This is a genomic window from Sphingomonas crusticola (assembly GCF_003391115.1).
GTDB lineage: Bacteria > Pseudomonadota > Alphaproteobacteria > Sphingomonadales > Sphingomonadaceae > Sphingomonas_I > Sphingomonas_I crusticola.
Map to the genome: position 1 here is coordinate 2038629 of NZ_QTJP01000001.1, position 24462 is coordinate 2063090.

Sequence of the window (24462 nt, forward strand, 5' to 3'; positions counted from 1 at the left end):
GCTAGGCGGAGGCGTAAGATGAACATATTGTTCGTCGAAGATGATGCAATGAACCGCCGCGTGGTCCGCGACATGCTGACCGTGGCCGGTGCGACGATGGATGAGGCGGAGGATGCCGAGAGCGGCCTCCAGATGATCGACGCTTATGATTATGACATCGTGCTGATGGATCTGCGCATGCCCGGAATGGATGGACTGACCGCCATCCGCCACATCCGTGCGCGCACTGACGATAAAGCGAGCGTACCTGTGATCGTCGTCACGGCCGATACCGCACTGGATATCTGCCGCGACTGTATCGATCAGGGGGCCGACGAAGTGATTTTGAAGCCTGTCGCCATGAACAAATTGTTCGATGCGATCGGCCGCCTTATCGCGCGGGGCAACAGCCGGATGATGCTGAACTAGCGGCGTATCGCGAAAAATTGGCGGAGCTGATCGGCAGCCTCGCCCGCACCGATGCCGCCATAAACCTCAGGGCGATGATGACATGTCGGCTGCGCGAAGAAACGCGGACCGTGCACGACCGCCCCGCCCTTGGGGTCCTCCGCGGCGTAGTAAAGGCGCCCGATTCGCGCGTGGGCAATTGCGCCGGCGCACATTGCGCATGGCTCCAGCGTGACCCACAGGTCGCAGCCCTCGAGGCGCGGCCGATCAAGCTTCTGTGCCGCGCGGCGAATGGCGACGATCTCGGCGTGTGCGGTCGGGTCATTCCCGGCCAGCATCATGTTCGCGGACGTGGCTATCACTGACCCGTCGAGCGTCACGACCGCGCCGACCGGCACCTCCCCGGCCAGGGCAGCCTCCGCAGCAAGATCCAGCGCAATGCGCATCGGCACGGGCAAAGCTAATCGCATGAACCCGCCTTATCGGCGGATCGGGTCAGGCGCGAGCCAGGAAGTCCGGGCGCAGCACGACCGCCAGCGCGAAAAGGATGCCCGGCACCCAGAACAGGATCGTCAGAACGGTCCCGATCCAGAATGCCGGCTCAATCCCGCGCGCCAGATAGATGCCCAGCGGCGGCAGCAATATCGCTGCGATAACCGCCGCCGGGCTGACGTCACGCTGCATCAGTTGGCCTTGTGGACCGCGACGGTCGGGACGGCCACGGTCTTCTTCGTGGTTTCGACCTTGGGGACATCAACGGTCGTATTCTTCGTGCCGACGTCGATGCTGCCGACATCGGCCGACACGGCCGGCGCTTCGCCGCCCTTGACGCTCACCGTCGGCAGCGTCCCGGACTTACCATGAAGATCGACATAGCCGGTCGCGACCGCAATGATGCCGATGACAACGATGATAGCCAAAATCGTTACAATCGCGCGCATCGGTTTCTCCTGTTATAACTGAGGCGCCTAACGTGCGTTAGTCGAGTCGGTTGCATCCTTCGTCAGCAGGCTCCTTGACGAATTGGCGGGTTGCCGTTATCCGGCCGCTCTTTCCAGACCATCGATTTCGGGATTTCAGCGCATGTCGCGTATTTGCGAGCTGACCGGCAAGGGCCGGCAGGTAGGCCACAATGTGAGCCACGCCAACAACAAGACCAAGCGGACGTTTCTGCCGAATCTGCAGAACGTGACCTTGATCTCGGACAAGCTCGGCAAGGGCGTGAAGCTGCGCGTGTCGACCCACGGCCTGCGCTCGGTCGAGCATGTCGGCGGTCTCGACAATTGGCTGCTTAAGGCCAAGGGCGAGACGCTCTCGCTGCGCGCGCGCCGCCTCAAGCGCGAGATCGAGAAAGCCTCCGTCGCCGCCTGAGCCGCCTGCCGCCAACGTTAACGGCGGCTAACATGCTCATTCAGTATCGACTCAGCGGCCTTGCTGCATAAACCCGTGCGTGGCGGAGGTATCGCCATGAGTACGAGGATTGTGGCGATGGTGTTCAAAACGCTCAGACTTGCTGGAACGGCGATCATTGCCGCGACCATGCTTGTGCCGACCTTCGCCGGCGCCCAATATTACCGCGGCCCCGCTCCTTATTATCAGGCTGGCTATAGCCGGGACGGCTATGCCTCCGATCGCGACGGTTATTCCCGTGATCGCGACGGCTATGGCTACGACCGGGGCCGGCGAGACCGCGACCGCCGTCATGCCAATCGCGACCGCCGCGACTATCGCCATTGTGACCGCGGTACCGGCGGCACCATCCTGGGTGCTATTGCCGGCGGACTGCTCGGCAATGCCGCAGTGGGCCGTCGCGGCAATCATACGGCCGGTGCGCTTGCGGGCGCAGGCGTGGGCGCGCTCGCCGGGAACGCGATCGACCGCGATTGCTAAGGCGCGGTTCCCGACTTTGATCGGAATTCAGGCGGCGTCGAACAGCCCGGCAAGCTGTTCGACCATGGTTCCGCCCAGCTGTTCGGCATCCATGATCGTCACCGCGCGCGCATAATAACGCGTCACGTCGTGGCCGATCCCGATCGCCACCAGCTCGACCGGCGACTTGGTTTCGATCCACGCGATCACCTGACGCAGATGCTTCTCAAGATAGGAGCCGCTGTTCACCGACAGGGTCGAATCGTCGACCGGCGCCCCGTCAGAGATGACCATCAATATGCGTCGCTCCTCGGCGCGCGCCATCAGCCGGCCGTGCGCCCATAACAAAGCTTCGCCGTCGATGTTCTCCTTGAGCAGCCCTTCCCGCATCATCAGCCCAAGGCTTTTGCGTGCCCGGCGATAGGGTTCGTCCGCCCGCTTGTAGACGATATGGCGAAGGTCGTTGAGGCGGCCGGGGGTGGCCGGGCGGCCTGCCTGCAGCCACGCCTCGCGCGACTGCCCGCCCTTCCAGGCGCGGGTGGTGAAGCCCAATATTTCCACCTTTACGCCGCACCGCTCGAGCGTGCGCGCCATGATGTCCGCCGAGATCGCCGCGATCGAGATAGGACGTCCGCGCATTGATCCTGAATTGTCGATCAGCAACGTCACGACCGTATCCCGAAAGTCCGTGTCGCGCTCGATCTTGTAGGACAAAGAATGGGTAGGGCTGGCGACGACCCGCGCCAGCCGCGCCGCGTCGAGCAAACCTTCTTCCTGGTCGAACTCCCACGACCGGTTCTGCTGCGCCATCAGCCGGCGCTGGAGGCGGTTGGCAAGCTTGGTGACCGCGCCCTGCAGATGGATGAGCTGCTGGTCGAGATAGGCGCGCAGCCGCGTCAGTTCTTCCTCGTCGCACAATTCGCTCGCGGTCACGACCTCGTCGAAGCGGGTGGTATAGGCCTTGTAGTCGAGGAAGCCCGGCGTGTCGGCGGCCGGCCGATTTGGACGGACCGGCTGCATGCCTTCGTCGCCCTGATCGCCCTCCTGGCCGTCGCCTTCGAACTCGCCTTCTTCCGATTCCCGCGTTTCGCCCTGCTCGTCGCTCTCGGACGCGTCGGAGCGGACGTCCATCTGGCCGTCGCTCTGCCCGCCGGGCTGATCCTCGTCGCCGTTCTCGGTGTCCTCACCTTCCTCAGGTTCTTCGCCCTGCTCGCTACTCGATTCCTCGGGTTCGGTTGCTTCGGGCTGTGCCTCGACCAGTTCCAGATCCTCGAGCAGCCGCGTCGTCAGCCTGGCAAAGGCCCGCTGGTCGTCAAGTAGCAATTCGAGCGCGTCGAGGTCGGCGCCGGCTTTCTCCTCAATCCAGTCGCGCACCAGCGCAATGCCGCCCTCGGCGATGATCGGCGGCTTTTCCCCTGTCAGCCGCTCGCGCACCATCAGCGCAAGCGCGGAAGCGAGCGGCACCTCGGCGCGACTGCGCGCCCGTGTCAGCGAATCGGACCGCAGCCGCATTTCCAGCGCATGCGTCAGATTGGCGCGCACCCCCTCCATCGCGCGTGCCCCCAGCGCCTCGACCCGCGCCTGCTCGACCGCGTCGAATACCAGCCGCGCGGCAGGGTCGAGGGGAGCGCCGCGGGCATGCAGCTTGGAATCGTGGTGGCGCTCGCGCAGCGCAAAGCTGTCGGCGAAGCCCCGCGCCTCGGCGACCTGCTCGCGCGGCAGGTTGCGGCCCGGCATCGGCACGCGCAATTGCTTGAGCGAGGCCGATGGCGCTTCGGTGGTGAAGCTCAGTTCCAGCTCCGGCTCATGCGCCATCGCCCGCGCGGCACCGGCGAGCACGGATCGCAAGGCGTCGAGGGGCGATTGCTCGGCCATCAGGCCTTGCCGACGATGCTTTCGGGAAGATCCTTGCCGAACACGCGCTGGTAATATTCGGCCACCAATGGCCGTTCCGCCTCATCGCATTTGTTGAGGAAGGACAGGCGGAAGGCAAAGCCGATATCGCCGAGGATGAGCGTGTTCTGCGCCCACGAGATCACGGTACGTGGGCTCATCACGGTGGAGATGTCGCCCGCCATGAAGCCCTGGCGCGTGAGGTCCGCGACCTTGACCATATTGTCGACCGTCTTCTTGCCGTCGGGCTTGTCATATTCGCCCGACTTGGCGAGCACGATCTGCGCCTCGATCGCGGCCGGCAGATAGTTGAGCGTGACGACGATGTTCCAGCGATCCATTTGCCCCTGATTGATTTGCTGGGTGCCATGATAAAGGCCGGTCGTGTCGCCCAAGCCGACGGTGTTCGAGGTCGCGAACAGGCGGAAATAGGGGTTGGGGCGGATCACACGATTCTGATCGAGCAGGGTCAACTTACCCTCGGTCTCCAGCACGCGCTGGATCACGAACATCACGTCGGGACGGCCGGCATCATATTCGTCGAACACCAGGGCGGACGGCGTCTGTAGCGCCCATGGCAGCAGGCCTTCGCGGAATTCGGTGACCTGCTGGCCGTCGCGCAGCACGATCGCATCGCGGCCGACCAGATCGATCCGGCTGATATGCGCGTCGAGATTGATACGGATCATCGGCCAGTTCAGCCGGGCGGCGACCTGCTCGATGTGGCTTGACTTGCCGGTGCCATGATAGCCCTGGATCATCACGCGGCGGTTGAAGGCAAAGCCCGCGCAGATGGCGAGCGTCGTGTCCGGATCGAACACATAGGCCGGATCGAGATCGGGAACGCGCTCGTCGGCTTCCGAGAAGGCGGGGACTTCCATATCGGAGTCAATGCCGAACAGGTCGCGCACCTTCTTCATCTGGTCGGGCGCGTCCATCACCGTATCGGAACGGCTATCGGGCTGGATGTTGGAAATATCGGCCATATCAGTCTCGGTCGGCGGGAATGGGGGAGTCGAAACGGCGGTAAAGCCTCGTTGCTCTCGTCGCAACGCCGATCAGGCTACCTTTGCTGGGAGCGGGAACAGGGTGACGAAGCGTGCCGCCAGCGCGCGATCGCCTTCGACGCGCACCAGCCCGGCCGCTTCAAGGCGGGCGAGCGGCTCGCCCGCATAGACGGCAGCGGCGATGTTGCGGGCCTCGTCCGTGCTCATTGCGAATGCCGGAGCCGTCGCCGGGGCACGCGTGACTTCAAGCGCGCCATTGCCGAGATGAGCTGCAAAAGGGTCGGGTCCGATGCGAAAACCAATCTCTGCATCGATCCCTGCAGCGCGCGCGGGATCGATCATGGTCCGGAAGGACATCATCAGCGACGCGCCGCTCAGCGGCAGGCGCGGATCGTGCAGCGGCGAGCGTACTGCCCAGCGACCGAGCGCTGCCAGCGCGGCCTCGCTCTCATATCCCCACTCCGTCAACTCATAGACTTGCGCGGACGCCGGAGGGGGCAGGCGCCGGCGCAGGAGCACGCCGTTCGCTTCCAAGCTTTCCAGCCGCTGCGTCAGCACGTTTGCGCTGATCGCGGGAAGGCCGCGCCGCAGTTCGCTGAAGCGGCGCGGCCCGAACATCAGCTCGCGCAGGATTAAAGGGACCCAGCGTTCCCCGACCAATTCGAGGGCAAAAGCCATGCCGCAGGCGTCATCGTAGAGCCGGCCGGGTACCACAAGCTTATTGGTTACTTTTTCTAACGTCACAGTTGTTTTTAATAACTGACTGGCGCATCAAGTGCAAGCGAGGCGATTCGATCGCTCGACGAGAGGGAGCCGAAAATGTCCGATCCCATCCCCGTAATTACCGCGTTCCGCTGGGTTCCCGATTTCGCCAAAGGCCAGGTGCGCGATCTTCGCGTGCGCTGGGCGTTGGAAGAGGTCGGCCAGCCCTATCATGTCCGACTGGTCGATGGCGCAAGCGTCAAGGCGGCCGAGCATCGCTGTCTCCAGCCGTTCGGTCAGGTGCCGACCTATGAGCAGGACGGGTTTACCCTGTTCGAGTCGGGTGCGATTCTGATGCACATCGCGCGCACCCGGAAGGGGTTGCTGCCGGCCGATCCGGCCGCAGCGGCCGCCGCGGAACAATGGGTGTTCGCCGCGATGACGTCGGTCGAACCTGCGGTGCAGGATCTGGCGCTGGTCGATGTGTTCGAAGCCGACAAGCCCTGGAAGGAGGCACGTCGCCCGCTCAGCGTGCAACGCGTGCGCGACCGGCTCGAGGACCTGTCCCGCCGGCTGGGCGACAAGCCTTATCTGGAAGGCGAGTTCACCGCCGGCGACCTCATGATGGCATGCGTGTTGCGCGGGACTGCGCGATCCGGACTGCTGGCGGACTATCCCAACCTCGACGCCTACCTCGCCCGATGTCAGGCGCGGCCAGCCTTTCAGCGCGCGCTGGCGGCGCATCTCGCCGATTTCGACGAAACACCGCCGATTGCGGCCTGACCAGACACATAGGAGAGGGATATGGCTTATATCGATGGTTTTGTGGTGCCGATCCTGCCGGGCAAGCGCGACGCCTATCGCGAAACAGCAATGGCCGCTGCGCCGATCTTCCTCGAACATGGCGCGCTGCAGGTCGTGGAAAGCATCGGTGACGACGTCCCCCACGGGAAGGTTACCGACTTCTACCGTGCGGTCTCGGCGGAAGAGGGCGAGCTGGTGAACTTCTCGTGGATCCTGTGGCCATCGAAGGCAACGCGCAACGCCGGCATGGCGAAGGTCATGGCGGACGATCGCATGAAGAATTTGGGCGAGATGCCGTTCGACATGAAGCGCATGATCTTCGGCGGGTTCGAAGTCATTCTCGACACAGCGCTGGCTGAGGGAGAGGGATCATGACCGATAATTTCGTCTGGTATGAGCTGTGTACCAATGATCTCGATGGCGCGCAGGCCTTTTACGAAAGGCTGCTAGGATGGACCTGTGCCCCGTTCGGAGGCTCCGGTTCGGCGGAAACCCCGGAATATCGGATCTTTTCGATGAACGGGGCCGGCATAGCCGGATTGATGCCGCTGCCCGAGGGCATGACCACGCCGTTCTGGCTCGGTTATGTCGGCGTTGGCGATTGCGACGCCGCGACCGCAAGCGCCGAAGCCGCCGGTGCCCACATCCATCGCACGATGGAGATTCCTACTGTTGGCAAGATCACTTTGCTGAGCGACCCGCAGGGCGTCGGCTATGCGATCATTCAGGGCTATAGCGACAGGAAGAGCGAGGCCTTTGCCGTAGGCAAGCCAGGCCATGGCAATTGGCACGAACTCTACAGCCCCGATCCGGTCGCGGCCTTGGATTATTATGCCGGCCAATATGGCTGGACCAGGGGCATGACCATGCCGATGGGCGCGATGGGCGACTACCAATTGGTCCAGGCCGACGGCGTCGACATCGGCGGCATGATGCGCGCGCCGGAAAATGTACCGCCCTCATGGGGCTATTATTTCGGCGTGGACGCCGCCGCCGATGCGATCGAGCGGGCCAAGGCTAATGGCGGTGCGGTCCTGAATGGGCCGATGGAGGTGCCGGGGCCAATGTACATTGCCCAGCTGACGGATCCGCAGGGTGCCTATGTCGCCGTAGTCGGGCCGCGCTGAAACGCGGCACCAAAACGATATTTCAGGAGAGAGACGATGGCCCGTATCACCCCCTGCCTCTGGTATGATGGAACTGCCGAAGAGGCGGCCAAGCTTTACGCCAGCATATTTCCCGATTCCTCGGTCGATGCGGTCCATCGCGCGCCCGCGGATTATCCGAGCGGCAAGGCCGGCGACGTCCTCACGGTGGATTTCACCGTACTCGGCATGAAGTTCATGGGGCTGAACGGCGGACCCTACTTCCAATTGAACGAGGCGGTTTCCTTCCAGGTCCACACTGCGGATCAGGAAGAGACCGACCGTTACTGGGACGCGATTATCGCCAACGGCGGCGCGCCCAACGCGTGCGGCTGGTGCAAGGACAAGTTCGGCCTGTCCTGGCAGATTACGCCGAAGGTGCTGACGGAGATGATGACGAGCAAGGATGCTGCCGCATCCAAGCGCGCGATGGAGGCGATGATGACGATGCACAAGATCGACATTGCGGCGTTGGAGCGCGCTTTCCGCGGAGAGGAAGCGTGAGCGCGGATTTTTTTCGAGCTCTCGATCGAATGCACCGTCGAGACGGTCGCGAAGAGGCTGGTCGGGACGTAAGCGTCCCGCCGCATCAGGCGAAGGCGGCCGCGCCCTTCAGCAGCTTGTAGGAATCGATCACCTCCTGCAGTGCTTTCTCGTGCCTGCGATCGCCGCCGTTACGGTCGGGATGATAGCGCCGCACCAATTCGCTGTAGCGTTCGCGCAGCGCGCGGCGATCGACATCCGCCTCCAGCCCCAGCACGCGCAACGCACGACGCTCGTTGTCGCTGAGCGGCTTGCCGTCCTTACGCGCGGCGTGGCGGCCGGTGCCATAACGGGCCTGGATCGCATCAAGCGGATCGAGGAAGTCGGCCCAGCGCGGCGTGCCGCCAGCCCCGACGTTGAAGGCGCGCGTCTCGCGCTCCCAGCCGGCATAGGGGCGCTGTTGCGCGTTGATCTCTTCGGCGCTCATGCCGTTGAAGAAATTGTAGCGCCCGTTGAATTCGCGCACATGATTCAGGCAGAGGAAGCGCCATTCACCGGGTCCGTTGAAACCCGAACGCGGACCGTCTTCCGGAGGCGCACGGAATTCGCCGGGCTCGGCGCATCCCGGCTCGCTGCACTGGCGCTCGCCCGGCACGCGACCGTGAAAACGCGGTTGTCTTTGCCCGGCATCTGCCACGCATGATTCTCCCTTAAACCCCGCTATATAAGAAGCATGACGCAAACTCCCACCGGTCCCGTGGCCACCCAGATCGAACAATTGCTTCGGGCCGCCCTAGCGCCTGAACGGCTTGCCGTGATCGACGACAGCATCAAGCATCGCGGCCACGCCGGCCACGATCCGCGCGGCGAAAGCCACTTCACCGTCGAGATCACGGCTAAGGCTTTTGCGGGTAAGGCGCGCGTGCAGCGCCACCGGCTGGTCAATCAGGCCTTAGCGGATCTGCTGCGCGATCGTGTCCATGCGCTGGCGATCGTGGCGCGCGCCCCGGACGAGGGCTGACGCGTCATGTGCAACGAATTTGCCCGCCGCATTTCGCTTGATCAGCTTCGCGCCGGGTGGGTCGCGGCGGACACGAAATTGCTCTTCCCCGAAGCGCTGCCAAACATGCCCGCGCTGGACAGCATCCGCATCACCGATCCGGCTATCATCATCCGCGCAGCGCAGCGAGAAGAGGGTGCCGAGGTAATAACCCGCCGGTGGAGCTGGCCCCAGGCCAACGGCAAGCCGGTCTACAATTTTCGATCCGACGGGCGCGAATTCACCAACGGCGTCACAAGCGGCCGCTGCCTGATTCCTGCCGACGGATTTTACGAGTTCACCACTCCGCCTCCAGCGCGCGAAGGCGAAGCTCCAACGAAAAAGCCGGCAAAGTCGAAATGGGAACTGCGCCTGCGCGGGTTCGACTGGTTCTGTATCGCGGGGCTGTGGCGGACCGATCCGAATGTTGGCGAGGCGTGGACGATGCTGACCACGGCTCCAGGTCCGGACATAGCGCCGTTTCATGATCGCCAGGTCGTCCTGCTTACCCCCGCCGATTATGCGCGCTGGCTCGACGGCTCCGCACCCGCGGCGGAGCTGTGCCGTCCGCTTTCCGCCGGCACGCTCGACGTACGGCAGGTGCGCTGATCGCCGATCGGCAGGCGCATTGACGCGGACGGCACGGAGGATCAGCATCTTGCCATCGCCGCGAGGCGATCCGGAGGAGAGACGAAGATGATCCAGTTTCGCGCCGCTTTGATCCTGCTCGCTGCCGCCGCCCCCATTCCCGTTGCCGCAGCGACGACCAAATTCCAGGTGCAACTGGCCGGCGCCGCCGAGGTGCCGGGGCCGGGTGCCGCCCAGGGGATGGGAGAGGCTGCACTGACTTTCGACACCGGCAAGAACCAGCTCTGCTACCGGCTCCACGCCATGGGTACCGACACGCCGACGATGGCGCATATCCACAAAGGTGCGGCCGGCACTGCCGGCGGGGTCGTCCTACCGCTCACCGCGCCCACCGACGGGACGTCCGAGGGCTGCGCGGCGGTTGCGCGCGACCTGCTCGCGGCGATCCTGGCGACGCCCTCCGACTATTACGTCAACGTGCATACCGCCGCCTTCCCGGCTGGGGCACTGCGCGGCCAGCTCAAGTAGCGGTTGCCCGGATCCTGCGGCCGGACGGCAGGCCGTGGAGGTATGAAAATGGGACGAGCGCCCCGGCACGCCGGGTCCTTTATGCGAGCAAGGGCGTTCTGCCCCTGTCTTAATCGAAGGAATTGCGCATGGCCGGCAACGACCACGATATCAGCACGCTCAACTCGTTAATCGCCACCACCCTCGACAGCGTCGAAGGTTATCGCGAGGCGTCGAAGGACATTGAAGGCGGGCGCCTCGGTGCCCTGTTCAGTGATCGCGCCAACGAACGAACGCAAGTTGCCACCGCGCTTCAGGGTGAAGTGAGCCGCGTTGGCGGCTCTCCTGCACAGGGTGGCACGTTGCTCGGCGGCGCCCATCGCATGTTCGTCAATCTGAAGGCTGCGGTTACGGGACAGGACAAGCAGGCGATCGTCAACGAGGTCGAGCGCGGCGAGGATCATATCAAAGCGAAGTTCGAAGACGCGCTCAAGGATGATGCGCTGTCCTCGGCGGTGCGCGCGGCAATCGAAGCGGGCTACGGATCGGTTCGTGCAGGTCACGATCAGATGCGCGACCTCAAACATGCGCTGGAAGCTACCCACTGAACCGCCTCACCATCGGCGCCCTTTGACATCATTGTTACCGGGTTAGGCCCCCACCCAGGAGTATCTGTTATGGGTATTTTCGACAGCATCAAGCACGCTATCTTCGGCGATCACGGCCCGCTCGGTTCGTTCAACCACCCGGTGTCCTCGCCGGGGGCGGCCGCCAATCCCGACACCGCGAATCGCGCGGCGATCCCGATGGGCAACGCTGCGCCACAGGCGGCGCCCGCCGCGCAAGGAACGCCCGCCACGGCCGCCACGCCGGTCGACGTCGAGGCGATCCTGACTCAACGCGCAGCCGCCGCCGGCCGGCCGAGCAATTGGCGCACGTCGATCGTCGACCTGCTGCAATTGCTCGGGCTCGATTCAAGTTTGCAGGCGCGCAAGGAGCTTGCCAACGAGCTCAACATTCACGTGGGGGCAGACGGCAGCGCCGAGGAGAATATCGCGCTTCATAAGGCGGTCATGCAAAAGCTGGCAGCCAATGGCGGCAAGGTTCCGGCCGACCTGACGGCCTGATCCCCTTGACCCTGCACGTCACCGCGCGCCTATTCCGCGCGGTGACGCAAACGTGGTTGACGACAAGCGTATCGGTTTCCGGTCCTGCCGTGGGGCTCTGTCCTTTTGAGTTCACCTGAGTTATAAGGTTAGGGCTACCAGTCGCAAATCGATGGTCTTTGGCGCTTTGCGGCCCTTCTTCCTTCTTTCCCTGCCCTTGGCTCGCACGAGGCCGCCCGACGTCCGGGTTGCCGCAGAAGGAAGCAGACTATGACCACCGGAACCGTCAAATTTTTCAATGCCGACAAGGGCTATGGCTTTATCGCGCCGGAGGACGGTACCGCCGATGCCTTCGTGCATATCAGCGCCGTGGAGCGCGCCGGCCTGTCGACGCTGCAGCAGAATCAGCGCCTGAGCTACGAGCTCGAGACCGGCCGTAATGGCCGCGTCAGCGCGATCAACCTGCAGCCGCAGGACTAAGCTTGCATGTTCGGGCGGCGGTCTTTGGATCGCCGCCCGTCTTCCTTTGTTTCGCGTTCACGCACTGTCCCTGAGGAGATGTCCGGGATGAACGAGAGCAGTCTCTACCGCGCGCGTGCCGAACAATGCCGCGCCGAAGCGGATGCCGCGACGCTCGATAATGTCCGCGAGCGCTGCCTGCGCGCTGAATCCGCCTGGATCGCCATGGCGGAGCGGGGCGAACGCACCGATGCGATGCGTCTGTCGCGCGAGCCCAAGCCTGCAGCCGTCGAGCAGTAATCCACAAGCGAACGGGCGGAGCGCAAAGCCCCGCCCGCCGCCGTACGGAATCAGCCGGCGGTTGGAGCAGGCGTCCGGCGCTTCGGGACCGGATACGAGACCAGTTGATTGCCGATCGTGCCGCGCACGTAGCCGTTCTTGACGCGCAGTTCGAAGGCGTTGCCGGCGGTACGGTCTTCCCCCTTCAACACCTGGACGTCGCCCACCTGAGTAACGGTCCCGACGATGCGGTGACCTTCCCAGGTAAAATCGATCGGGGTGTCGGCGAAGGCAGGGGCCGCGATTGCAACAGCAGCGAATGCAGTGAGGACAAATTTGGTCATCTTGGCAACTCCGTATTGGGGTGTGCCTCTCGCTGAACCATGTTTTCGTTGTGCACTGCAGCATTACCCGCCAGGCTAGTTTCTCGGCGATTGAGAAGACGTGTCGGGCGGGTGCGTTGCACGCATGCGGGCGAACACGTGCGCCGACAGCCCGACCATGTTAGGGGCCCTGAATCGCCGCCGTCACAGCAGACGCGGCAATCCCGCAAGGAATGGTGATGCGCATCTGGATTCTGGGCGTGGCTGCGACGCTGGCTCTGACGGGCTGTACGGGCGCCCCCCTGAACTCCATCCCCCTCACCGGCACTTACGATCCTACCAATATCTTCGCCAAGATCATTCGCGGCGAGGCCAAGTCGGTGAAGGTCTACGAGACCGATCGGGTGCTGGCCTTCATGGATCATGCGCCAGCGTCACCCGGGCATGTCCTCGTCATCTCCAAGGTCAGCCATGCGCGAACGCTGCTGGAAATGCACCCGCAGGATTATGACGAGGTCATGGCCGCGGTTCGAAAGGTGGCGTTGGCGGAGGTCAAGGCGCTCGATTTGAAGGGCTTCACCATCATCGAGAATAATGGGCTCGGTCAATCGGTGCCGCACCTCCATGTCCACATCATTCCCCGTTACGGCCGCATCCGCATCAAGGAGACGGCCGCGCCAATCGCATCCGATGCCCAGCTGGAAGTGATTGCGGCGAAGATCAGGGCCGTGCTGGCGACGATGCCATGACGGGCGCGCCGCTGCATGGCTGGATCATCCTCGACAAGCCGGTGGGGCTGGGTTCGACGCAGGCGGTCAGCGCGGTCAAGCGCGCCTTGCGGACCGGGGGGCATGGCAAGGCCAAGGTTGGCCACGGCGGCACGCTCGATCCGCTCGCCAGCGGCGTGCTGCCAATCGCGATCGGCGAGGCGACCAAGCTGTCCGGGCGCATGCTCGACGCCGACAAGGCGTATGATTTCACCATCCGCTTCGGCGAAGAGACAGACACGCTCGACGCGGAGGGCGCGGTCATAGGCAGAAGCGATGTTCGGCCGACGCTGGCGGAGGTCGAGGCAGTACTGACCCGCTTTACCGGTCCGATCAGCCAGATACCGCCGGCTTATTCGGCGTTGAAGGTGGACGGGAAGCGGGCCTACGATCTGGCGCGCGCCGGTGAGACGGTCGAGCTGGCGAGCCGCAACGTGACGATCCACGCGCTCACGGTTCGTCAACCCGGACTTGTTCCGAGGTCCTCCGAGCCACGTGCGTCAGCGCAAGCCGTAGAATGGATGCCGGAACAAGCCCGGCATGACGGGCTGCACCACGACATCACGCTCTCGGCCCGCGTCTCGAAGGGCACCTACATACGGTCGCTCGCCCGCGACATCGCTTACGCGCTGGGCACGGTGGGTCACGTGACCATGCTTCGCCGTACCAAAGCGGGCCCCTTCGCCCTTGAATCGGCGATATCGCTGGACATATTGGACCAAGCCGCTAAGGACGCGCGGCTGCAGGAGCTGCTCTTGCCGCTGACGGCCGGACTGGACGACATCCCGGTTCTCGCCGTCTCCCCCGATCAGGCTCAAGCGCTCCGCCAGGGACGCCGGCTTATCGGTCACGCAGCGCCACCAGGTCTCAACCTCGCAATGCTGGGCGATTTGCCCGTCGCATTGGTCGAAGTCGGAACCGATATTTCGGTGGTGCGCGGTTTCAACCTGATGTCGGAGTGAAGACACATGACGATCACCGCCGAACGCAAAGCCGAAGTCATCAAGGAACATGCCCGCAGCGAGGGCGACAGCGGCTCCCCCGAGGTCCAGATCGCAATCCTGACCGAGCGGATCGTCAACCTGACCGAGCATTTCAAGACCCACGCGAAGGACAATCACTCGCGCCGTGGTCTGCTGATGATGGTGAACAACCGCCGCAGCCTGCTCGACTATCTCAAGCGCGAAGATGCTGCCCGCTACACCGCTTTGATCGGCAAGCTCGGCCTCCGCAAATAATCAAAGGGCGCCCACGGGCGCCCTTTTCGCATTCTGCTCATCCGTCGCCGGCATAGCCGCGACGAACTGACGGGACCAATCGGCAATTCGGCCGACGTCCAGGGACCAAGGTCCCACACCGCCGCAGGCCGGTAAGCCTGCAATCGATGGCCCCGGCGCGCATCTGGCCGCCGGTGTGAAGGAAAACACATGTTCGATATCAAGAAGACGGAAATCGAGTGGGGCGGCAAGACGCTGACCCTCGAAACGGGGCGCGTCGCCCGCCAGGCTGACGGTGCGGTCATCGCGACGCTCGGCGAAACGGTCGTGTTGTGCGCGGTCACCGCCGCCCGCTCGGTCAAGGAAGGGCAGGACTTCTTCCCGCTCACCGTTCACTATCAGGAGAAATATTCGGCCGCGGGACGCATCCCCGGCGGTTTCTTCAAGCGCGAACGCGGCGCGACCGAGAAAGAGACGCTCACCTCGCGTCTGATCGATCGCCCGATCCGACCGCTGTTCCCGGAAGGCTTCTACAACGAGATCAACGTCATCGCTCAGGTGCTGAGCTATGACGGCGAGAACGAGCCCGACATTCTCGCGATCGTCGCCGCCTCTGCCGCGCTCACCATCTCCGGCGTGCCCTTCATGGGCCCGATCGGCGCGGCCCGCGTCGGTTACATCGACGGCGAATATATCCTCAATCCGACGCTCGACCAGATCAAGTCGGGCGACCTCGACCTCGTCGTCGCCGCCACCGGCAACGCCGTGATGATGGTTGAATCCGAAGCCAAGGAGCTTTCGGAAGAGGTCATGCTCGGCGCCGTCGTGTTCGCGCACGATGCGTCGAAGAAGGTCGTCAACGCGATCATCGATCTCGCCGAAAAGGCTGCCAAGGATCCGTGGGAACTGACCCAGAGCGACGACAGCGCGCTCAAGAAGCAGGTCCACGACACGATCGGCGCCGGCATTGCCGCCGCCTATAAGATCACGACCAAGGCCGAGCGCGTTGCCGCCATTGCCGAAGCCAAGGCGCCGCTGAAGGAAGCCTTCGCCGACGCGGACAGCGCGACGAAGCTCAAGGTCGCCAAGCTCGGCAAGAAGGTCGAGGCCGAGATCGTTCGCGGCCAGATCCTCAATGAGGGCGTCCGCATCGACGGCCGCGACACCAAGACGGTTCGTCCGATCGAGGCGATGGTCCACTTCCTGCCGCGCACGCACGGTTCGGCTCTGTTCACCCGCGGCGAGACGCAGGCGATCTGCTCGACCACCCTGGGCACCAAGGAAAGCGAGCAGATGATCGATGGGCTGACCGGCCTGTCGTATGAGCGCTTCCTGCTCCACTACAACTTCCCGCCTTATTCGGTGGGCGAGGTCGGCCGCTTCGGCGCGCCGGGCCGCCGCGAAGTCGGCCACGGCAAGCTGGCATGGCGTGCGCTGCACCCCGTGCTGCCGAGCGTCGAGGAATTCCCCTATACGATCCGCGTATTGTCCGACATCACCGAGAGCAACGGCTCCTCGTCGATGGCGACGGTCTGCGGTGGTTCGTTGGCCATGATGGACGCGGGCGTTCCGCTCAAGCGTCCGGTCTCTGGCATTGCCATGGGCCTGATCCTGGAAGGCAAGAAGTTCGCGATCCTGTCGGACATTCTTGGCGACGAGGATCACCTCGGCGACATGGACTTCAAGGTCGCGGGCACGTCCGAAGGCATCACCAGCCTGCAGATGGACATCAAGGTCGCCGGCATCACCGAGGAGATCATGAAGGTCGCGCTCGCGCAGGCGAATGAGGGCCGTGCCCACATTCTCGGCGAGATGGCCAAGGCCCTCGACAGCACACGCACCGAATTGTCCGCCCACGCACCGCGCATCGAAACGATGCAGGTGCCCAAGGACAAGATCCGTGAAGTGATCGGCACCGGCGGCAAGGTGATCCGCGAGATTGTCGCCACCACCGGCGCCAAGGTCGACATCGAGGATGACGGCACCGTCAAGATCTCGTCGTCGGATCCGGCGCAGATCGAGGCCGCGCGCAAGTGGATCGAAGGCATCACGCAGGAAGCCGAAGTAGGCAAGATCTACAACGGCAAGGTCGTGAATATGGTCGATTTCGGCGCGTTCGTGAACTTCATGGGCGGCAAGGACGGCCTGGTTCACATTTCCGAGATCAAGAATGAGCGGGTTGCCAAGGTCTCCGACGTCCTGACGGAAGGCCAGGAAGTGAAGGTCAAGGTCCTCGAGATCGATCCGCGCGGCAAGGTTCGCCTGTCGATGCGTGTAGTCGATCAGGAAACCGGTGCCGAGCTGGAGGACACGCGTCCTCCGCGCGAAGCCGGGGATCGTCCGGAGCGCAGCGATCGTGGCCCGCGCCGTGACGGCGAAGGCCGTGGCGACCGTGGCCCGCGTCGGGATGGCGATCGTGATCGCGGCCCTCGTCGCGAAGGCGGCGATCGTGGTCCGCGTCGCGAAGGTGGCGGCGAGAATCGTGGCGAAGGCCGTGGCGATCGCGGTCCGCGTCCTGCCCGCACCGAAGGCGGCAATGATGAAGGCCCCGCGCCTGAATTCGCGCCCGCCTTCCTTACCCGCACCGACGACTGATCTTCAGTTCAACGCTGAAACGGAAAGGGCGCCTCTCGGGGCGCCCTTTTTGTATCAACCGTTCCCCTCGGGGAACGATGATCAAGCTTACCGCACCCGCCCCGCCCGATTCTCGACTACGACATTGCTGAGCAATGCCGTGTCGAGCTTGTCGGGCAGGTGCGAGCAGAAGCCGATACCGACATAGAACGGCCCGTTCAGGTGGAGCGTGATCGGCGGTCCCCAGGCATGCATCGGCTCGCCCAGCAGGCTGACGAACAGCTGGAAGCTATCGCCCTTCTTCTCGATCCCGATGCGTTTGGCGATGGCGGGCACAAGGCTGTCGGGCGATTTGCCGCCGGGCAGGCCGCCGCGCGAGCCGATGCGATATTCCATGTCCTTGATGCGGATGCCGGGCGCGCCGCGATAGGCGAGGTGAATCATGCCTGCGCCGTGGAGCGCAACCAGCGCCTCCGGGCTGTCATCATCGAGGCTTTGGCGGATGACGAGGACCGCCTTGCGGTCGCCATAGCCATTGGGGTCCGGATAGGCGATGTCGGCGGCGAGGCTGACATCGCCCGCCATCTGTTTCCACAGGTAACGGAACTCGTCGCGCGTGTACCAGACATTGTAGCCGGCCGACGTGATCCGATAGGTTCGCGTGGCGGGGTCATAACTGGAAGAACCCCGCACGACCGCACTGCCGACATCGGTCTGACCGGTAAAGGCGCCGATCGGCCTGTGCTCCGTGGTTGGCGGGCGATGGAAATCCGGTGGTGGCGCAACCTGATGATGGGTGGGGGTATCGGGATAAGCCCAGTCGGGGGCGAGTGGCGCGGTCTGTGCGGCGAGCGGCGATGCGACCGCTAGAAGACAGGCGGGCAGCAGGCGCGTCGCGATCATCTTTCTCTCCGCTCCGTTGTCGAGACGGATGTGCACGCGCAGCGATGATCGCGCAATCAGCGGAAGGTAGGGGATAAGTGGGGAGCTTCTGTTGCTCGGTGCTCCCCGTACCGCCGGAATCCGATTCTGTTGCCCGGTTCGGCCCGAACCGCGTTCAAGCTTTGTAATCTTAGCCGTTAGGCCTCAATTACGCAGCAATCGCGAGCGCCTCGTTATCGTTGGCACTTGTGGTTTTGATCGGTTTTACGGCTCAATCACGCCGGGCAAAAACATAATATCCGTACACACGTCGATCCTAGTTCGGCCCCGTCAGGACCGGCTCCGAAGAGCCGTTCTTGGTGGAGCCGCCGGGTACTGCCCCCGGGTCCGCTGCGCCAAACACTATGCACTTTATCACCATAGCCGGGCGACCCGGCACCCCTGATATAGGCGTAATGCAGACGCCATTAAAGGGGGCATGCGGCGCCTCCCTTAGCTACCATCACACCAGCGAAAGCTGGGTCTCGCAACGTGGGGCGCCCTTCCCCCTCCCGAGATGCCAGCCGGCGCTGGCATCTCGGTAAACGGCGGGGCTTATTCGCCCTCGAGTGGCAGCGATCCGGCCCCGCGTGTCGGCGCCGCAGGCGGCGTGCCCCCCTTCAGCGCATCCCGGATCTCGCGCAGCAGGATGACCTCGGCGGGGTTAGCCGGGGCCGGCGCGGCGGCTTTCTCCTTCTCAAGCGCCGTGATCGCCCGCGTCAGGCCACGCACGATCAGAAAGATGATGAAGGCGACGATCAGGAAATCGACCACCTGGGTCAGGAACTCGCCATAGCCGATCAGCGGCACGCCCGCCTTTTTCAGGTCGGCATAGGAGGTGAGCGAACCCTTATAGTCCGCCGGCACCGCGCCGAGTCGTACGAAATGGCTGGAGAAATCGAGCCCGCCAGACAATTTGCCGATGACCGGCATGATGATGTCATCGGTCAGGCTGGTGACGATCTTGCCGAATGCGGCGCCGATGATCACGGCAACCGCCAGATCGAGCACGTTGCCGCGGGCGATGAACGCCCGGAACTCCCTCAACATCGAACCCTCCATCGTCTTGGAAAGCCGATTAGGCGCTTGCAGCGGGTCATGATCAAGCCCGATTGCGCAACGTGTATTGCCGCACTAAAACGCCGCTCGTCGATCCCCGACGGAGGTCCGCTATGTCCCGCCTGAACCGTTTTGCCCCCGCTCTACTCGCTCCGGTCGCCGCGCTGGCGTTGAGCGGCTGCGGGCTCAACTCGATCCCGACCGCCGAAGAAGCCGCCAAGGCGCGCTGGGCCGACGTCCAGAACGAATATCAGCGCCGTGCCGATCTCGTGCCGAATTTGGTCAACACGGTGAAGGGTTATGCCAAGCAGGAATCGAGTGTGCTCGTCGGCGTGACCGAAGCGCGCGCCCGCGCGACCTCGATCCAGGTCAGCGCCAACGATCTTCAGGATCCCGGCAAGCTACAGCAGTTCGGCGCCGCGCAGGGCCAGCTGTCGCAGGCGCTCGGCCGCCTGCTCTCGGTTACGGAAAATTATCCGGACCTGAAGTCGAACGCCAACTTCCTCGCGCTGCAATCGCAGCTGGAAGGCACCGAGAACCGCATCACGATCGCCCGGCGCGACTACAATGCGTCGGTGCAGAGCTATAACACGCTGATCCGCACCTTCCCCAATTCGGTTGGTGCCAAGGTCTTCTATGGTGCCAAGCCGATGGCGACGTTCCAGGCCACCGCCCCCAACGCGCAGGCCGCGCCGACGGTGAACTTCTGAGGTGAGCGTGCTTGGCATTTGCAGGCAATGGCGGGCGCTGCTCGCGTTGCTTGTGCTCGTGCTGCTGCCATCGGCGGCCCAGGCTCAGACCTTCCCCAAATTTACCGGCCTGGTCGTCGATGCGGCCAATGTCCTGCCGGCTGACCGTAAGGCTGCCCTGGAAGCGAAGCTTGAGGCGTTACAACAGCAAACCAACCATCAGCTGGTTGTGGCGACAATTCCCGATCTGCAGGGATATGAACTTGCCGATTACGGCTACAGGCTCGGGCGTGCCTGGGGCGTCGGCCTGAAGGGGGCCGACAACGGCATTATTCTTTTCATCGCCCCCAACGAGCAACCCGGGCACCGTGGTCCACGGATCGAAGTCGGCGATGGCCTCGAAGGCGTCGTCACCGATGCGCTTTCCAGCGTGATCATCAACACCCGGATGATGCCGTTGCTCAAGGCCGGCGATGTGCCGGGCGCCATCGATGCGGGCGCCGATGCGCTCATTCAGCAGCTCAGCCTGCCGGATGACCAGGCAAAGGCGCGGGCGGCTGCCGCCGTAGCCGAATATGACAAGGCGCACTCTGCACGGCGTAGCAACAGCCACATTCCCTTCGGTGCGATCATCTGGTTCGTCATCATCGGCTTCATCCTGCTGTCGCATCTCGGCCGACGTGGCGGGCGGCGCTACGCGCGCGGCGGCGGCAGCAACTGGCCGGTATGGCTGTGGGCGGCGAGCGAGATCGCCAACAGCAGCCGGAGTAGCGGTTCGTCGTGGGGCGGCTCCTCCTGGGGTGGCGGCGACAGCGGCGGCGGCGGTGGCGGCTGGGGTGGCGGCGGGTTCACCGGCGGCGGGGGCGGCAGCTTCGGCGGCGGCGGTGCATCGGGGAGTTGGTGATGCGTCTCGATCCTGACGACAGCGCCAAGGTGGCGACCGCAATTCGCGCGGCGGAGGCCGGCACCGATGGCGAGATCAGCACGATCGTCGCGCCTTCGTCGGACAGCTACACCGACATCGTCCTGCAATGGGCGTTGATCGCCGGTCTGTTCCCGCTTGCGATCAGTGCCGCCTGGCCGAACCTTTTGCTCTGGACGCTCGCACCCTTGACGGGGTGGGAGGCACCGTCGCTGCGATTGCTGCTGAGCCTGCTGGTGGTGAAGTGCATCATCCTGTTCCTGATCGCACGGTTCGTGATCGGCCTCCCGGCCGTCCGTATGGCGCTGACGCCGGGCGGGACCAAGGAGCGCCGCGTGCGCGCTCGGGCGCTCATGCTGTTCCGTGCCGGGACCGAGCAGCGCACGCTCAGCAAGACAGGCGTCTTACTCTATCTGAGCCTGGCCGAGCGCCGCGCCGAGATCGTCGCGGACGCGGCGATCCACGCCAAGGCACCGCAGGAGGTCTGGGGCGAGGCCATGACCGCCCTGGTGGAGGCCATGCGCGACAACCGTCCGGGCGACGGCATGGCCGCAGCGGTCGAGCGGATCGGCGCCGTGCTGGCGCAGCACTTCCCTTATACCGGCACCGACCCCAACGAGATGCCCGATCGACTGATCGAGCTGTGAGCAGCCCGCAATCCGGCGTGCCGGAGATCGTCTGGCAGGGGAAATATATCACCGCCCGCAGGTGGGGAACGTGGGAATATGTCGGCCGCACGCGCGGCATCCACGCGGCGGTGATCCTCGCGGTAGTCGACGGCGACGTGTTGCTGGTCGAGCAATATCGCGTTCCCCTCGGCGGACCCTGCCTGGAGCTTCCGGCCGGCCTTGTCGGCGACAAGGAGGAGGGCGAGGAGATCGAACTCGCGGCATCGCGCGAACTGGAAGAAGAGACCGGCTATCGCCCGGAAAGGATCGAGATCATCGGACGCTTTGCCTCGTCGCCGGGCATGGTGTCGGAAACCTTCAGCTTGGTGCGCGCAACCGGGCTGACCAAGGCCGGCGAGGGCGGCGGCGAACCCGGCGAGAACATCACCGTCCATCGCGTGCCGCTGCCGCAGGTGCCGGCCTTTGTGGCCGCCAAGCGCGCGCAGGGCATGTTCATCGACGTGAAATTGCTGGTCCTTCTGGGCGGTGGAATGCTCGACTAGGTGGAGTTTTCTACTGACGCCGACCACGCTAAATCATCAGCGATATCGAATTGCCGAAATTGTGCATGAGGATCGGAAGCAGCACACTGCCGGTGCGCAGCCGCAGCCAAACGGCGATGAACGACGGCAGCGCCGTCAGCCCCATCGTCACCGGGTCGAACACGAAGTGCCCGCCCGAAAAGCCGAACGCATGGGCCAAGCCGAACAGCAGGCATGACAGCACGGCGCCCCATCCCCAATCGACGCCCAGGAAACGCACCCGGCCGGCAAACGCGCGATCGAGCGCGAATAACAGGATACCACGGTAGAACGGCTCTTCCTCGAGCCCCGGCATGGTCAGCTGGAAGGCAATTTCCTCGCCGCTCGCCCTGCTGCCAGGAAACGCCAGTGCCAAGCCGACGAAAAAGGCACAGTAGAGAAGCGCGACCGGGATCGATGCCTTCAGGCTTCCTGGTTCCCGTGCCAGCCTCAGGCCCACAGAGCTCCAGCCGAAGGCAGGTAGAGCTGCGATGCCCAGCGTCGACGCCAGTGCCAAGATCTTGCCTTGCCAGTTCCAGTCGGCACCCGGAAGCAGATCTGGCAACATCCCATATCCGCGTGTGAGTAAGGCATCGTTGATCGCCACCAGCAGCGCCGCGATCAGCAGCCATCGCGGGAAGAAGCGTTTGCGGGTTGCGGCGCCGATCAGCCCTCCCAGCCCCACGAGAAGCACCAAAGTTCCACACAGCCCGATAAGTCCGTTCACTATAATCTCCCCGCACCGAGAGATCGTGGATTTACCGGCGAAGCGTGTGTACGCTTCTCAAAACACGGCCGATCGTTTCTTGAAACCGGGCACCGACACCCCATCGGCCGGTTTCCGGGACGTAGCGGGTGGCAATCGATCCCGCAGGGCGTCTCGATATTCGCTCGGGGTGCAGCCTTCGATGGCACGGAAGACGCGGTTGAAGCTGGGAAGCGACGCGAATCCGCTGTCCAGCGCGATTGTGATCAGCTTGTCGGCGGATCGGTGCGGGTTGGCTAATAAGCGACGCGCTTCGATCATCCGATAATGGTTCAGGAAAGTACGAAAATGATCGAATCCGAGCTCGTGGTTCACGAGCTTGCGCACGTTGCGCTCCGGCGCCTCCATCTGTTCCACGAACCGCCCGAATGTCAGGTCAGGATCGAGAAAGACGCGCCGGGTCTCGATAAGCGCCGATAGCCGTCCATGTAGCGCGCCATCTGCGCGATCAACGCCCTGGTCGATTGGGGAAGAGGACGGTGCTAGCTTGGCGACCCGTGCTAGCCCGAAGGAGAGCACGTCTGTCCTGACGTCCAGCAGCTTGCCCGCCAACCACAGGCGGAAACCCAAAATCGCGATGTTCTGCGCCATAGAGAAAGCGAGCGGGCGCCATGCAACGCCGAACAGCGCATCGACCGACAGATCCACCAGAAGCTGGCCGCCGAGCAGGACCGCGACCATCATCCGCGCATCGTGGCGTCGCTGGACCAGGTCGCCCTGACGTTCTGCGGCCAGTCGCCAGATGAGATGGCCGACGATGCCGAACCCCAGGGCGATAAGCACATAGGACAGGCCGCTATCGGCTGCTGCGGAGCCAATAAGCCCGCGGTCGGCACTTGCTAACAGCGCCCATACGCACCCCACAGTCAGCACTCCGCCTTTGGGTCTGAAGCTGCGGTCGAAGCAGGAAAGGCAGAACCACCACAGAAAGACGACCGCGAAGCCGCTGGCGAAATGCGGAACCGCGCCGGCTGGGCCCGTGGGGCGCAGTGCGTCCAAGGGCGTATTTCCGATCAGGAAGCCGGAGAGGCAGACTGCCAGCGGTAGGAATAGCCATGCCGGCATGCCGATTTCGTGCCGCTGCCGGAACAGCAGCCAGGCGAGCAGCAGGAGTGTCGCTATCGCGAAAATGCGAATGGCAAAGTCGAATTGTGCCACGCCCATCAGGGCAGGCTAGCTCACCCGTCCGCGACAAACCATCGTCACGATGCACGTTTTTCGGCGATGAATCTTCCCGCAAGCGCTGCCGCTAACAGTTGCCCAGCAGGCGCAGCGCCAGCAGTGCGACAAGTGTCTCGCAGCCCGCCTGGTCCTCGGCATCGAAGCGGGCGACGTTGGGGCTGTCGAGATCGAGGACGCCGAGCAATTCGCCATTCACAACGATCGGAACCACCAGTTCGGACGCCGATGCCGCATCGCAGGCGATGTGCCCTGGGAAAGCGTGCACATCCTCGACCAGCTGGCTTTCGCGGGTTGCCGCCGCCGTACCGCACACGCCGCTGCCAAAGGCGATGCGAATACAGGCAGCCTTGCCCTGGAACGGCCCGAGCACGAGCTCGCCGCCGACATTGCGATAAAAGCCGGCCCAATTGAGATCGGGAAGATATTCCCACAGCAACGCCGCGGCATTCGCCATGTTGGCTATGGCATCGGGCTCATCCGCAGTAAGCCCGTCGAGCGCGCTCGCCAGGTCGCGGTACAGCTCGGCCTTGCTTCCGGCGGCGATGTCGAATTGATACACGGATTGATCCTCGAGGAACGGAGCTT

Annotated in this window: 35 protein-coding genes and 1 other RNA gene; 22 read left to right on the forward strand and 14 right to left on the reverse strand. The window is 63.9% G+C overall.

What is annotated here, in order from left to right; all coding sequences use genetic code 11:
- Nucleotides 1-18 precede the first annotated feature (18 nt).
- Nucleotides 19-408, forward strand: a complete 390-nt coding sequence (locus tag DX905_RS09605) for a response regulator (RefSeq protein ID WP_116091150.1) — start codon at nucleotides 19-21, stop codon at nucleotides 406-408.
- Here the strand turns inward: DX905_RS09605 and DX905_RS09610 are convergent.
- Genes DX905_RS09610 through DX905_RS09620 form a run of 3 tightly spaced genes read right to left on the reverse strand, consistent with a single transcriptional unit; the run spans nucleotide 405 to nucleotide 1328 of the window.
- Nucleotides 405-857 (reverse strand): nucleoside deaminase, encoded by a 453-nt coding sequence (locus DX905_RS09610; protein WP_116091151.1) that lies wholly within the window; start codon nucleotides 855-857, stop codon nucleotides 405-407. The two genes, DX905_RS09605 and DX905_RS09610, sit on opposite strands and share 4 nt — an antisense overlap.
- A gap of 25 nt (nucleotides 858-882) precedes the next feature.
- Entirely contained in the window at nucleotides 883-1071 is a 189-nt protein-coding gene (locus tag DX905_RS09615) for a YqaE/Pmp3 family membrane protein (protein ID WP_116091152.1), read from the reverse strand.
- Entirely contained in the window at nucleotides 1071-1328 is a 258-nt protein-coding gene (locus DX905_RS09620; protein WP_116091153.1) for a hypothetical protein, read from the reverse strand. Before DX905_RS09620 ends, DX905_RS09615 begins: the two co-directional genes overlap by 1 nt.
- A 142-nt stretch (nucleotides 1329-1470) precedes the next feature.
- Between DX905_RS09620 and rpmB the strand changes: the two genes are divergently transcribed.
- Together rpmB and DX905_RS09630 are read left to right on the forward strand one after the other, a co-directional pair.
- A complete protein-coding gene (rpmB, locus tag DX905_RS09625) occupies nucleotides 1471-1758 on the forward strand; it encodes a 50S ribosomal protein L28 (protein WP_116091154.1) in 288 nt (95 codons plus the stop codon).
- 96 nt (nucleotides 1759-1854) lie between these two features.
- Nucleotides 1855-2277, forward strand: coding sequence for a glycine zipper 2TM domain-containing protein (locus DX905_RS09630; protein ID WP_240320803.1), 423 nt, complete (start codon nucleotides 1855-1857; stop codon nucleotides 2275-2277).
- A 27-nt stretch (nucleotides 2278-2304) separates the two neighbouring features.
- Here DX905_RS09630 and cobT read toward each other — a convergent pair whose 3' ends face one another.
- The 3 genes from cobT to DX905_RS09645 form a co-directional block, all read right to left on the reverse strand.
- Nucleotides 2305-4131, reverse strand: a complete 1827-nt coding sequence (gene cobT / locus DX905_RS09635; protein WP_116091155.1) for a cobaltochelatase subunit CobT — start codon at nucleotides 4129-4131, stop codon at nucleotides 2305-2307.
- Nucleotides 4131-5135: a cobaltochelatase subunit CobS gene (gene cobS / locus DX905_RS09640; RefSeq protein ID WP_116091156.1), complete on the reverse strand. Its 1005-nt coding sequence runs from the start codon at nucleotides 5133-5135 to the stop codon at nucleotides 4131-4133. The genes cobT and cobS overlap by 1 nt, the downstream gene beginning before the upstream one ends.
- Before the next feature lie 72 nt (nucleotides 5136-5207).
- Nucleotides 5208-5834, reverse strand: a complete 627-nt coding sequence (locus DX905_RS09645; RefSeq protein ID WP_205412233.1) for a winged helix-turn-helix transcriptional regulator — start codon at nucleotides 5832-5834, stop codon at nucleotides 5208-5210.
- A 141-nt stretch (nucleotides 5835-5975) separates the two neighbouring features.
- Between DX905_RS09645 and DX905_RS09650 the strand changes: the two genes are divergently transcribed.
- Genes DX905_RS09650 through DX905_RS09665 form a run of 4 tightly spaced genes read left to right on the forward strand, consistent with a single transcriptional unit; the run spans nucleotide 5976 to nucleotide 8311 of the window.
- A complete protein-coding gene (locus DX905_RS09650; protein WP_205412234.1) occupies nucleotides 5976-6641 on the forward strand; it encodes a glutathione S-transferase family protein in 666 nt (221 codons plus the stop codon).
- Between the two features lie 21 nt (nucleotides 6642-6662).
- Nucleotides 6663-7037, forward strand: coding sequence for a DUF1428 domain-containing protein (locus DX905_RS09655; RefSeq protein WP_116091158.1), 375 nt, complete (start codon nucleotides 6663-6665; stop codon nucleotides 7035-7037).
- The gene (locus DX905_RS09660) at nucleotides 7034-7789 is read left to right on the forward strand and encodes a VOC family protein (protein WP_116091159.1); all 756 of its coding nucleotides are present in this window, start codon (nucleotides 7034-7036) and stop codon (nucleotides 7787-7789) included. The genes DX905_RS09655 and DX905_RS09660 overlap by 4 nt, the downstream gene beginning before the upstream one ends.
- A 36-nt stretch (nucleotides 7790-7825) precedes the next feature.
- Nucleotides 7826-8311, forward strand: coding sequence for a VOC family protein (locus tag DX905_RS09665; protein ID WP_116091160.1), 486 nt, complete (start codon nucleotides 7826-7828; stop codon nucleotides 8309-8311).
- Nucleotides 8312-8396: 85 nt separating this feature from the next.
- Here the strand turns inward: DX905_RS09665 and DX905_RS09670 are convergent, their stop codons facing one another.
- On the reverse strand, nucleotides 8397-8987 hold the full coding sequence (locus DX905_RS09670) for a J domain-containing protein (RefSeq protein ID WP_116091161.1): 591 nt from the start codon (nucleotides 8985-8987) through the stop codon (nucleotides 8397-8399).
- Nucleotides 8988-9023: 36 nt separating this feature from the next.
- Between DX905_RS09670 and DX905_RS09675 the strand changes: the two genes are divergently transcribed.
- The 7 genes from DX905_RS09675 to DX905_RS09705 all read left to right on the forward strand — a co-directional run bounded on the left by DX905_RS09675 (nucleotide 9024) and on the right by DX905_RS09705 (nucleotide 12289).
- Nucleotides 9024-9311, forward strand: a complete 288-nt coding sequence (locus tag DX905_RS09675; protein ID WP_116091162.1) for a BolA family protein — start codon at nucleotides 9024-9026, stop codon at nucleotides 9309-9311.
- A 6-nt stretch (nucleotides 9312-9317) separates the two neighbouring features.
- Nucleotides 9318-9938, forward strand: coding sequence for an SOS response-associated peptidase family protein (locus DX905_RS09680; protein WP_116091163.1), 621 nt, complete (start codon nucleotides 9318-9320; stop codon nucleotides 9936-9938).
- Nucleotides 9939-10025: 87 nt separating this feature from the next.
- Nucleotides 10026-10445, forward strand: coding sequence for a CHRD domain-containing protein (locus DX905_RS09685; RefSeq protein ID WP_116091164.1), 420 nt, complete (start codon nucleotides 10026-10028; stop codon nucleotides 10443-10445).
- 128 nt (nucleotides 10446-10573) lie between these two features.
- Nucleotides 10574-11032: a PA2169 family four-helix-bundle protein gene (locus DX905_RS09690; protein WP_116091165.1), complete on the forward strand. Its 459-nt coding sequence runs from the start codon at nucleotides 10574-10576 to the stop codon at nucleotides 11030-11032.
- A gap of 69 nt (nucleotides 11033-11101) precedes the next feature.
- On the forward strand, nucleotides 11102-11551 hold the full coding sequence (locus DX905_RS09695; protein ID WP_116091166.1) for a DUF3597 domain-containing protein: 450 nt from the start codon (nucleotides 11102-11104) through the stop codon (nucleotides 11549-11551).
- Nucleotides 11552-11800: 249 nt separating this feature from the next.
- Entirely contained in the window at nucleotides 11801-12010 is a 210-nt protein-coding gene (locus tag DX905_RS09700) for a cold-shock protein (protein WP_116091167.1), read from the forward strand.
- Between the two features lie 87 nt (nucleotides 12011-12097).
- A complete protein-coding gene (locus DX905_RS09705; protein WP_205412235.1) occupies nucleotides 12098-12289 on the forward strand; it encodes a hypothetical protein in 192 nt (63 codons plus the stop codon).
- 50 nt (nucleotides 12290-12339) lie between these two features.
- Here the strand turns inward: DX905_RS09705 and DX905_RS09710 are convergent, their stop codons facing one another.
- Nucleotides 12340-12612 carry a hypothetical protein gene (locus DX905_RS09710; RefSeq protein ID WP_116091169.1) on the reverse strand — a complete coding sequence of 91 codons (273 nt, stop codon included), beginning with the start codon at nucleotides 12610-12612 and terminating at the stop codon, nucleotides 12340-12342.
- Between the two features lie 218 nt (nucleotides 12613-12830).
- Here DX905_RS09710 and DX905_RS09715 point away from each other — a divergent pair, with 218 nt between their 5' ends.
- The 4 genes from DX905_RS09715 (at nucleotide 12831) to pnp (ending at nucleotide 17170) form a co-directional block, all read left to right on the forward strand.
- Nucleotides 12831-13340 carry an HIT family protein gene (locus DX905_RS09715; RefSeq protein ID WP_205412236.1) on the forward strand — a complete coding sequence of 170 codons (510 nt, stop codon included), beginning with the start codon at nucleotides 12831-12833 and terminating at the stop codon, nucleotides 13338-13340.
- Complete coding sequence (gene truB, locus DX905_RS09720; RefSeq protein ID WP_116091171.1) at nucleotides 13337-14320, forward strand: tRNA pseudouridine(55) synthase TruB; 984 nt, start codon at nucleotides 13337-13339, stop codon at nucleotides 14318-14320. Before DX905_RS09715 ends, truB begins: the two co-directional genes overlap by 4 nt.
- 6 nt (nucleotides 14321-14326) lie before the next feature.
- The gene (gene rpsO / locus DX905_RS09725) at nucleotides 14327-14596 is read left to right on the forward strand and encodes a 30S ribosomal protein S15 (RefSeq protein ID WP_116091172.1); all 270 of its coding nucleotides are present in this window, start codon (nucleotides 14327-14329) and stop codon (nucleotides 14594-14596) included.
- Between the two features lie 189 nt (nucleotides 14597-14785).
- Nucleotides 14786-17170: a polyribonucleotide nucleotidyltransferase gene (gene pnp / locus DX905_RS09730; protein WP_116091173.1), complete on the forward strand. Its 2385-nt coding sequence runs from the start codon at nucleotides 14786-14788 to the stop codon at nucleotides 17168-17170.
- A gap of 87 nt (nucleotides 17171-17257) precedes the next feature.
- On the opposite strand, the gene DX905_RS16185 is transcribed toward pnp, so the two are convergent.
- The 3 genes from DX905_RS16185 to mscL all read right to left on the reverse strand — a co-directional run bounded on the left by DX905_RS16185 (nucleotide 17258) and on the right by mscL (nucleotide 19120).
- Nucleotides 17258-18052, reverse strand: a complete 795-nt coding sequence (locus DX905_RS16185; protein WP_205412237.1) for a hypothetical protein — start codon at nucleotides 18050-18052, stop codon at nucleotides 17258-17260.
- A gap of 115 nt (nucleotides 18053-18167) precedes the next feature.
- Nucleotides 18168-18507, reverse strand: a transfer-messenger RNA (tmRNA) gene (ssrA, locus tag DX905_RS09740).
- Between the two features lie 118 nt (nucleotides 18508-18625).
- Nucleotides 18626-19120, reverse strand: a complete 495-nt coding sequence (mscL, locus tag DX905_RS09745) for a large conductance mechanosensitive channel protein MscL (protein ID WP_116092463.1) — start codon at nucleotides 19118-19120, stop codon at nucleotides 18626-18628.
- A 122-nt stretch (nucleotides 19121-19242) separates the two neighbouring features.
- Here mscL and DX905_RS09750 point away from each other — a divergent pair, with 122 nt between their 5' ends.
- The 4 genes from DX905_RS09750 to DX905_RS09765 are packed head-to-tail and all read left to right on the forward strand — an operon-like array spanning nucleotide 19243 to nucleotide 21911.
- Complete coding sequence (locus DX905_RS09750; protein ID WP_116091174.1) at nucleotides 19243-19839, forward strand: LemA family protein; 597 nt, start codon at nucleotides 19243-19245, stop codon at nucleotides 19837-19839.
- Between the two features lie 7 nt (nucleotides 19840-19846).
- Nucleotides 19847-20722, forward strand: a complete 876-nt coding sequence (locus DX905_RS09755; RefSeq protein WP_420822142.1) for a TPM domain-containing protein — start codon at nucleotides 19847-19849, stop codon at nucleotides 20720-20722.
- A complete protein-coding gene (locus DX905_RS09760) occupies nucleotides 20722-21387 on the forward strand; it encodes a TPM domain-containing protein (protein WP_116091175.1) in 666 nt (221 codons plus the stop codon). The genes DX905_RS09755 and DX905_RS09760 overlap by 1 nt, the downstream gene beginning before the upstream one ends.
- Entirely contained in the window at nucleotides 21384-21911 is a 528-nt protein-coding gene (locus DX905_RS09765; protein ID WP_116091176.1) for an NUDIX hydrolase, read from the forward strand. Before DX905_RS09760 ends, DX905_RS09765 begins: the two co-directional genes overlap by 4 nt.
- A 28-nt stretch (nucleotides 21912-21939) precedes the next feature.
- Here DX905_RS09765 and DX905_RS09770 read toward each other — a convergent pair whose 3' ends face one another.
- The 3 genes from DX905_RS09770 to DX905_RS09780 all read right to left on the reverse strand — a co-directional run bounded on the left by DX905_RS09770 (nucleotide 21940) and on the right by DX905_RS09780 (nucleotide 24436).
- Nucleotides 21940-22656: a CPBP family intramembrane glutamic endopeptidase, BDIM_20840 family gene (locus tag DX905_RS09770; protein ID WP_116091177.1), complete on the reverse strand. Its 717-nt coding sequence runs from the start codon at nucleotides 22654-22656 to the stop codon at nucleotides 21940-21942.
- 57 nt (nucleotides 22657-22713) lie between these two features.
- Nucleotides 22714-23859: a helix-turn-helix transcriptional regulator gene (locus DX905_RS09775; protein WP_116091178.1), complete on the reverse strand. Its 1146-nt coding sequence runs from the start codon at nucleotides 23857-23859 to the stop codon at nucleotides 22714-22716.
- 85 nt (nucleotides 23860-23944) lie between these two features.
- Complete coding sequence (locus tag DX905_RS09780; RefSeq protein WP_116091179.1) at nucleotides 23945-24436, reverse strand: GAF domain-containing protein; 492 nt, start codon at nucleotides 24434-24436, stop codon at nucleotides 23945-23947.
- Nucleotides 24437-24462 lie beyond the last annotated feature (26 nt).